At 43.3% G+C, this 6,470-nt stretch carries 7 protein-coding genes and 1 pseudogene; 2 read left to right on the top strand and 6 right to left on the bottom strand.

Features of this window, described 5'->3' with window-relative positions; all coding sequences use genetic code 11:
- Nucleotides 1-207 precede the first annotated feature (207 nt).
- Nucleotides 208-861, bottom strand: a complete 654-nt coding sequence (locus RCO25_RS27145; protein ID WP_308999202.1) for a transmembrane-type terpene cyclase — start codon at nt 859-861, stop codon at nt 208-210.
- Nucleotides 862-1,109: 248 nt separating this feature from the next.
- Between RCO25_RS27145 and RCO25_RS27140 the strand changes: the two genes are divergently transcribed.
- Entirely contained in the window at nt 1,110-1,895 is a 786-nt protein-coding gene (locus RCO25_RS27140) for a TetR/AcrR family transcriptional regulator (protein WP_308999201.1), read from the top strand.
- Between the two features lie 100 nt (nt 1,896-1,995).
- Here RCO25_RS27140 and RCO25_RS27135 read toward each other — a convergent pair whose 3' ends face one another.
- The 4 genes and pseudogenes from RCO25_RS27135 to RCO25_RS27120 form a co-directional block, all read right to left on the bottom strand.
- A complete protein-coding gene (locus tag RCO25_RS27135; protein WP_308999200.1) occupies nt 1,996-2,784 on the bottom strand; it encodes an ABC transporter permease in 789 nt (262 codons plus the stop codon).
- Nucleotides 2,781-3,248: an AAA family ATPase gene (locus RCO25_RS27130; RefSeq protein WP_308999206.1), complete on the bottom strand. Its 468-nt coding sequence runs from the start codon at nt 3,246-3,248 to the stop codon at nt 2,781-2,783. Before RCO25_RS27130 ends, RCO25_RS27135 begins: the two co-directional genes overlap by 4 nt.
- Nucleotides 3,234-3,669 (bottom strand): annotated as a pseudogene (locus RCO25_RS27125) (ABC transporter ATP-binding protein); the annotation flags it as partial. The gene RCO25_RS27130 and the pseudogene RCO25_RS27125, both read right to left, overlap by 15 nt.
- Before the next feature lie 68 nt (nt 3,670-3,737).
- On the bottom strand, nt 3,738-4,094 hold the full coding sequence (locus RCO25_RS27120; RefSeq protein ID WP_374992174.1) for an NAD(P)H-dependent oxidoreductase: 357 nt from the start codon (nt 4,092-4,094) through the stop codon (nt 3,738-3,740).
- A gap of 156 nt (nt 4,095-4,250) precedes the next feature.
- On the opposite strand from RCO25_RS27120, the gene RCO25_RS27115 reads away from it, so the two are divergent.
- On the top strand, nt 4,251-5,141 hold the full coding sequence (locus RCO25_RS27115; RefSeq protein WP_308999198.1) for an AraC family transcriptional regulator: 891 nt from the start codon (nt 4,251-4,253) through the stop codon (nt 5,139-5,141).
- Between the two features lie 57 nt (nt 5,142-5,198).
- On the opposite strand, the gene RCO25_RS27110 is transcribed toward RCO25_RS27115, so the two are convergent.
- Nucleotides 5,199-6,368: an MFS transporter gene (locus RCO25_RS27110; protein WP_308999197.1), complete on the bottom strand. Its 1,170-nt coding sequence runs from the start codon at nt 6,366-6,368 to the stop codon at nt 5,199-5,201.
- Nucleotides 6,369-6,470 lie beyond the last annotated feature (102 nt).

Here is a 6,470-nt window from a genome sequence, read left to right as displayed (position 1 = left end):
GGACACTAGCTACCTGAGCTAAAGGCCCCTTGAGTTTTTAGCCTTTGTCTACGAGTATTTATTTTCAGATAATTCAGATAAATATCCATGTTAGCGTTTATGCAACGCTACTGATTTAAAATATAAGAATGTATAAAATTCAACCTTATACTTTGCTTATATTTCACCGCGAAACGAGCTTTTGCCGCCAAGGACGGCGTCAGCCGTTTACGCTTGCATTGTTTTTTTATAGGCGGCCGGCTTATGGACAACTTTAATTGATTTGCTATAGACAAGCAGGATGTACACGATGTCCAGCATAAAGATCATGATATACATAACCGTTAATAAAATGGATTGCGGGTATAACGAATAACAGAGGATGGACGCAAGCAAGGTGCCTATCATTTTGAAGTAAGCGATAGTTAGGGATTGGCCTTGAAGATCTTTGGTCAGCAGCATTTTGATAAAGAGAATGGACATCAGCAGATTGATGCCGAAGGCCGAATAGATTCCCATTTTGTCATGGAATTCAATCGCCATCGCGTACTGCAGCAGAAAAGCAATGGCAAGCAAAGAGAAGACGGAAGCATAAATGGTTCGTTTGGGGTATGAGCCTTTGGAATAATAGAGAAATTGGAGCAAAATGATGCAGTCCAGCAGAAACCATATTAAGGTTACGATTTGCTGAAGCGGATGAAAGGGCATGATAAAGGTGAACAGAAATTCCCAAGTAATGTTGGCGCAAATGGAGACGGCTGGCATACCGCAGGAATGATCCCTGAAACCTTTATAAATGACGAGAATATAGACGATTGTCCAAAATAAAGCTATTCCAAATAGCAAAAAATACTCTAATTTTAGCGGAAAAAGGTGCTCCATATGACGGCAATCGCATCCTTTCAGTAGATGTTAGTCCTGCGAGAACATGGGTTTAGCTCGTCTATGTATATGAGTAAAGCCTTCCATGTAGACCATCGGAGAGTGCGTAACCTGAACATGATGAGTACCGGTGTTTTCTTTGAATTTCCCTATATGATATACTGTTTATGTTGTAAACAATTTACGGAATTGATAGGGACATGCAAACAAACCGGTACAGGTTTAACCATCATGGGGGATTTGAAACGATGCAGAATGACGACCATTTGGATAACGAAGCCATTAATAATTTACCACACGGAGTAAAGCTGAGCTGGGGGATCGTAAAGCAGCAAAAAAGAGGACCAAAAGGTGAGCTGAGCATCAAACAAATTGTTGAGGCAGCCATCGCGATCGCCGACAAGGATGGGCTTTCAGCTGTTTCTATGAATCGAGTTGCCCAGTCTATGGGTTACTCTGCGATGTCCCTCTACAGGTACATTACGAGTAAGGAAGATCTTCTCATTCTCATGCAGGATGCGGTTTGCGATATCCCGATTCCGCCTGACGGGCCTGTTACAGATTGGCGTGAAAGCATGCGGGAATACGTAAGAGCCAGCATTCTTGTTTTTCGGGAACATCCTTGGTTCGGCGATATCCCGATCATGAGCATTCCGACTACCCCTTACAATCTTCAAATCGTCGATTGGGTTCTTCGGTCCATGCGTGATCTCCCGTTAAATGATTATGAAAAAATGTCGAATATATTGCTGTTAAGCAGTTACGCAAGATCATCCGGTATGATACAACGGGATTTGGAACGCGCCGTTCAGGCGGGATCCAGTCCTGAAGCCGTAAGCGGATTTGAATATACGGCTGCGCTTAAGCAATTAGTCAAGCCGGAACGTTTTCCGGACCTGGCCCCGATCGTCCTCTCTGGTGCGTATACCGGAGAGAATGATAGCGCTAATACGGTAGGTGACGACTTCGATTTCGGTTTGGAACGCATTCTTGACGGCATCGCGGATTACCTCGAGCACAAGAAGTTATTCTGATCGAATAGGGATGGCAGCCTCATACAATAAAAGAAAGAACAGCGGTTCGTTAGGGCCGCTGTTCTTTCTTTTGTTATTTTGTGCGATTTCTCATCATGTTTTATCTGCGAGCGGCTTTCTTACGGAATATCAGAACGCACCATACGAGGGAAGTAAGGAGGATGGCGATACACCAGCCTGCCGCTAACCATGCGCTATCCAGAATCGGGGCCCCAGTGAGCAGTCCGCGAATCGTTTCGATGACCGGGGTGATAGGCTGATTGTTCGCAACGCCTCGCAACCAGACCGGCATAGTGTCTGTCGGGACGAAGGCGCTGGAGATGTAGGGGAGAAAAAGCAAGATGAATCCATATCCGCTCGCTGCAGAGGGATTGCCGCTGGCTAGGCCGATTGTTGCAAATAGCCAAGTGAAGGCAAGGATAAATAGGGTGATTACACCTAATGCTGCAATCCATTCCCATACGTTTGCGGATGGTCGAAATCCAACGAGATAAGCTACGCCAATAACTAATCCGGTTGCTAGGAGGTTGCGGGCAACGCTTGCGATAACATGACCGGTGATAACGCTCATGCTGTGGATCGGCATGGTCCGGAAACGGTCAATGATGCCGTTCGTCATGTCTTCTGCCACATTCACGGCGGTAAAAGATGAACCGAATCCTGCACATAAAAGAATGATTCCCGGGACCACGTAATTTACATAGTTGCCGACAGGATCGATTGCGCCTCCAAAAACATAGGTAAACAATAACATCAGCATGATAGGAAGCATAATGGCCATGATTAAGGCTTCAGTATTGCGCAAGCTGAGACGAAGGCTTCGACCGATGAAAACCGCATTGGTCGTGACGAAGGATGCGGGCTTACTTGAAGATTGCGGGGTTATCATGACAATGTTCCCTCCACTCGCTCGGTTGTTAATGCCAGAAACACGTCATCCATACTTGTTTTGCGGAGATATATGCGCGTTTGATCAGGAACCGATTGAGCTAACGCATTGAGTGTTTGCCTGATATCGTGAATGCTGCCTGTAGTAGATACGACTCGGATGACTTCGTCCTTCTCATCACGCAGCTCCAGCACTTCCCCGCCAATGCGCGATTTCAATTCCTGCGGTGTACCGGTGGCTACGACATGACCGGCGGAGATAACGGATACCATATCAGCTAGCTGATCGGCTTCTTCCAAGTATTGCGTCGTAAGAAAAATGGTAATCCCGCGTTCTTTCAACTTCAGAATGATTTCCCACAACGCGCGACGGCTAGCCGTATCTAGACCTGTTGTGGGTTCATCCAGGAATAGCACTGGACGATCAATTACCAAGCTGATAGCGAGATCTAACCGGCGTCGCATACCGCCCGAATAGGTTTTTACACGCTTATTTGCAGCTGGCGTCAGATCAAAGTGGCGGAGCAGCTCAGCGGTCCGAGCACGGGCTTCCGCTGAAGTAAGCCCGGAGAGCCTGCATATCATCCGTAGATTTTCCTCACCGGTGAGCATTTCATCGACAGCTGCGAATTGGCCGGTGAGACTGATGGACCCGCTTGACTTCATGCTTGTCGGCAGCAACATCGTAACCGAACACTTTCGCGGTACCTTCATCGGCCTTCACTAGTGTTGTTAGAATGTTAATTAGCGTTGTTTTACCGGCACCATTGGGTCCTAGCAGAGCATAAATCGTGCCGGCAGGAACCGCAAGATCAACACCGTCAAGTACGACTTGATTTCCGAATTTTTTGCGCAAGCCTGTCACTTCAATGGCCAAGTTACTCATATCAACTCTCCTTTTGCTATTCGCAATAATTGCGGATGACATAAATAGTATATCACGTATACAGTATATTATGTATACAGTAATTGAGCAATGGCAAATCTACAAATGAACCCGGAAGGATGAACAATGTTCTTTATTAAATATTGCTGGCGTTTCTCCAAACTGCAGTCCTCCATTCCAGTGTAGTTATGCCACTTGAGATTGTGTATTCCCATTTTACGAAAAGTACCGCGAAACAAAATTTTTGTAATCGGATTACCGAATATCCACTTATATACGAAATTAGGCGTACTCATGACGGTCAATAAAGAAACTCCTTTTATTTTTGGAAGCAAGCTGATAAACGGACGCCCAGGCTTGGGATCATCAAATAAAATTCCTTTAACAAACACCTTATCAATAAAGCCTTTCGTGAGTGCGGGCATCGACTCCCACCATATCGGAAAAATAAAAATAATGTGATCCGCCGCAATGAGCCACAGCTGATAATTGACACTTTGCAAATGCGTCCAAAGTGGAACATGAAAAGTCGGATAGATCGAAGTCTGTCATGTTACTCTAGTCGTGAAGGGAGGTGCGCATTGATCATGCTTGAGTCTATGAATCGTGCTTTAAACTACATTGAAGAGAATCTTGCGGATGAGATGGATTGGAATGAAATAGCGAAAATCGCGCTTTGCTCCGAGTATCATTTTAAAAAAATGTTTTCATTTCTTTCAGGCGTTTCACTTTCGGAAAATATTAGGCGCAGACGGTTGACGCTTGCGGCTTTTGACCTTCAAAACAAAGAGGTCAAAATTATTGATATAGCGATCAAATACGGGTATCATTCGCCCGATTCTTTTACAAGAGCTTTCCAGCACTTGCATGGCATAACGCCATCAGAGGCTAGAAATAATGGTCAATCTCTAAAAGCGTATCCTAAAATGACCTTTCAATTAATCATTAAGGGAGGAAATGAAATGAACTTTCGAATTGAGAATAAAGAAGCATTTCGCATTTTAGGTATCAAGAAAAGAGTGCGGATTGTTTTCCATGGGGTCAATCCGGAAATCGCATCGATGTGGGCAAGCTTAGATGATGAAGCGATCCGTATGCTTAAGAGTCTCTCAAATGTTGAGCCCATTGGATTAATCAGTGCATCGACGAATTTCTCAGAGGAAAGAATGGAAGAGAAAGGGGAGCTCGATCATTACATTGGGGTGGCGACGACGAAGAAATGTCCGGATAACCTGACGCAGCTTGAAGTGCCGGCATCGACATGGGCTGTATTTGAAGCCATTGGACACTTTCCGGGTACGTTGCAAGAAGTTTGGGGACGTATCTATTCCGAGTGGTTTCCCTCCTCAAATTATGAGCAGATAGATGGCCCTGAAATATTGTGGAACGAATCGAAAGATATCACATCACCAACGTTTAAAAGTGAAATATGGATTCCGATTAAGAAAAAGCAGAAATCATTTGAAGATTGAAAATAGACGTAAAGAAGCCGCTGCGATACAAGGGATCGAAGCGGCTGTTTCGTGTCCTTATATAGAAAGTTGTTTTCTAGGGCTAAATATGTTGTTTCTTAGCAAAATACACACCGCACTTAATATCAACGATAGTAATCCCCCTACTACGATGTATTGTGTACCGATTGCTGAAATAAATAATCCACCTACAGCTGTACCAATGGTTGTTCCTATATTAGCGGATGATAAAAATAATCCATTAGCGAAATCAGGAGCTTTGGGAGCTGCGGACGTGATCCAATATTGAGCGATATTACCTCCAATACCAGCTAATATTCCCCAAACCAAAGTAATGATAGCCATAGGTACAGTGAACTGTCCAAATGAGAATAATACGATATAAACTGCTCCTAATGCGAAAGGAAAAGCCGCTACAGTTTTGATGGCATTTTTAGTAAGTAACTTCCCTGCCACAATGTTTCCAATAACATTTGCCCCACCGTATACTACTAACATTAAACTAATCGTTTTCCCAGAAATATTAGTTATGGTTTCAAGATACTCAGCAAGGTAGCTATAAACTCCAAATATTGCTGAATTTATAAATATAACAGCGGCAATGGAAAGCCAAGTTATTGAATTTTTTAATACGCTTAATTGTGATCCGTAAGAAAGTCTTTCCTTAACAGGCATGGATGGTACAAATAGTAATGTAGCAATGAATGTTATAGCGTTAATGGCAGCAAAGAATAACATGGCCATTTCAAACGAAGTTTCACTAGCAATAAAACTAGTGATTGGCACTCCAAGTACCATACCTGCTGATACTCCCAACATTATTTTAGCAACCGCTTTTGGAGCTTCTTCATTGCTAACTGAGTTAGCAGCTACTGTAAATGCCATTGAACAATAAATGGGATGAAAAATAGCTGGAATCACACGAGCAATTAATGCAATTGTAAAGTTAGATGCAAATATCGAGACAATGTTACCCAGAACGAAAACACCGAGTACAAGTAACATTGCCTTCTTGCGATTTATACCTGAAAACAATAGCGGCATACTTGGAGCAGATATTGCAACAGCAAGTGCAAAGAGACTCACAAACAACCCTGCTTTTGCCACACTGACATCATAGTAATCAGCAATCAAAGGCAATATACCAATAACACCCATTTCGGTATTTAAAATTCCGAAAACTCCTACTGTCAATATAAATATAAGCAGATTACTTCGTTTAGCCATAAAGGTTCATCTCCAACCTTCCTTACTTCTCTTTATTTTCAAAGCAACAATAACCCTTAAAGTCGACTTTAAGTCAAGAGACAACTTAAATTCCCAGAAGAA

Source organism: Paenibacillus sp. LHD-38 (assembly GCF_031157315.1).
Taxonomy (GTDB): Bacteria; Bacillota; Bacilli; order Paenibacillales; family Paenibacillaceae; genus Pristimantibacillus.
Note: the sequence above shows the minus strand (reverse complement) of the source record. Positions and strands in the feature narration are given on the sequence as shown.

What these genes read in the sequence shown, in the direction of transcription:
- RCO25_RS27135 (WP_308999200.1), bottom strand. Translation starts at nt 2,784, where the DNA reads ATGATAACCCCGCAATCTTCAAGTAAGCCCGCATCCTTCGTCACGACC.
- RCO25_RS27110 (WP_308999197.1), bottom strand. Translation starts at nt 6,368, where the DNA reads ATGGCTAAACGAAGTAATCTGCTTATATTTATATTGACAGTAGGAGTT.
- RCO25_RS27145 (WP_308999202.1), bottom strand. Translation starts at nt 861, where the DNA reads ATGGAGCACCTTTTTCCGCTAAAATTAGAGTATTTTTTGCTATTTGGA.
- RCO25_RS27140 (WP_308999201.1), top strand. Translation starts at nt 1,110, where the DNA reads ATGCAGAATGACGACCATTTGGATAACGAAGCCATTAATAATTTACCA.
- RCO25_RS27130 (WP_308999206.1), bottom strand. Translation starts at nt 3,248, where the DNA reads ATGCGACGCCGGTTAGATCTCGCTATCAGCTTGGTAATTGATCGTCCA.
- RCO25_RS27120 (WP_374992174.1), bottom strand. Translation starts at nt 4,094, where the DNA reads ATGCCCGCACTCACGAAAGGCTTTATTGATAAGGTGTTTGTTAAAGGA.